The sequence below is a fragment of the Deltaproteobacteria bacterium genome, from assembly GCA_009930495.1.
Taxonomy (GTDB): Bacteria; Desulfobacterota; Desulfovibrionia; order Desulfovibrionales; family Desulfomicrobiaceae; genus Desulfomicrobium.
The window spans coordinates 1-1,441 of the sequence record RZYB01000390.1 but is presented as its reverse complement, the minus strand read 5'-3'; the positions used below and the strand labels follow the sequence as shown (position 1 = coordinate 1,441).

General features: G+C 60.3%; 2 protein-coding genes. Both read right to left on the bottom strand.

Annotated elements, in window-relative coordinates:
- Nucleotides 1-474 (bottom strand): hypothetical protein (locus tag EOL86_14945; GenBank protein NCD26865.1); only part of this gene is annotated, 474 nt, incomplete at its 3' end.
- 217 nt (nucleotides 475-691) lie between these two features.
- Nucleotides 692-1,411 carry a zinc ribbon domain-containing protein gene (locus EOL86_14940; GenBank protein NCD26864.1) on the bottom strand — a complete coding sequence of 240 codons (720 nt, stop codon included), beginning with the start codon at nucleotides 1,409-1,411 and terminating at the stop codon, nucleotides 692-694.
- Between the last annotated feature and the right edge of the window lie 30 nt (nucleotides 1,412-1,441).

Here is a 1,441-nt window from a genome sequence, read left to right as displayed (position 1 = left end):
GGCGAGGTCCATCTGGGCCAGAAAAACCTCTTCCTGGGCCGCGTCGTTGCGTGTCTCCAGGGCGTTGTCCAGGCCGATCTCACCCACGCCCACGGGATGGGCGCCGACCAGCTCCTCCAGACGCGCGAGCCAGTCCGGGCCGCGTTCGTCCACGTACCAGGGGTGCAGGCCCAGGGACACGCAGACGTCCGCATGGTGCCGTCCCAACGTCAAAACATAGTCCCAATCCCCTTCATGCGTGCCGTTGCAGCACATGAGCCGCACCCCGGCCGCTCGAGCCCGGATCAGGGCCGGCTCCAGGCCGTGGCGTAGAAAGCCATCCTGCAGATGGCAGTGGGCGTCCACGAGATCGTTGATTCCAGAAGCATTCCAAGCTGTCACGGAGTGTCCTTTTTTCGTCTTTGTCCTTTTGTCCCCCTGTGCTATCCGGTTCCAATGGATGAACCGTCCGGCGGACAAGGAGGAAAAAGCCATGGAAAGCCTGCTTTATGTGCTTGTGATCGTGGGTATCTGGGTGGTGCTGGTCAAGGTCGTGTTCCCCAAAATCGGGATTCACGGTTGAGGTCCGGCCTCGACGAGCTGCAGTTGGCAGCCCGAAAAGAAAAAACCGAACTCAAAAAACAAACAATAACCTGTCTGCGCCCCCAGTGGGGATGGCTTGCGCGTCCCCATCTTTTTCCAGCACTCGCGTTCACATCTCCCGCAGATCCCGGTACTGTCGCCAGATTTCGATGCCGCCCCAGAGCAACGCAAGTGCCATCAGCATGACGCCCGCCGCGAACGCGCCCTTGGCCAGGGTGTGGTCATACGCGAGCAGCCCGCTTTCTTTGAGAATGAACTCCCAGTCGTGAAATCCGTACGGCGCGTTTTTGCCGACATTGCCGCCCAAAAGCGGCAGGGACAGGCTGCGGGCGTCGTTGATGTACGGCGCCAGGTCCACGAAATTCTGGCCAAACCACCACAGACAGACCGCACCGCCAAAGGCGTCCCGAGTCTTGAACACCAACGCCGCGAGGCAGATCAGCGGCACAAGAAGTTGCCCGAGGCTGCCGCCCAGGGATGTCACGAACGTCCCGAATGGTCGGAAGAAAATATGCCCTGCCTCGTGGAAGGGCAGGTTGATCAGATGCAAAAAAGAGCCGCCGAGATACGCGCCGTTCACGCCGGCGGCCATGAAGCGCACGCTCAGATAAGCGAGCACACACCACGTCACGGCTCGCGCGCCGGTATACAGCGGATTGGAGTCCATGATCTCCGGAAAAAGCCACTCCTTCCAGGTGCTGGTGTAGGGCGTGCTCTGCTCTTCTGTTTCTGAAAGTTCGGGGGGCTTGAAATGCGCCAGCACGACGCCGCAACGCGGACATTCTGTCGCGGACGCGTCCAATTCAAATTGGCATTTGGGACAGGGTATGCGCATCGTGCCTCCGTGGCACACGGTTTC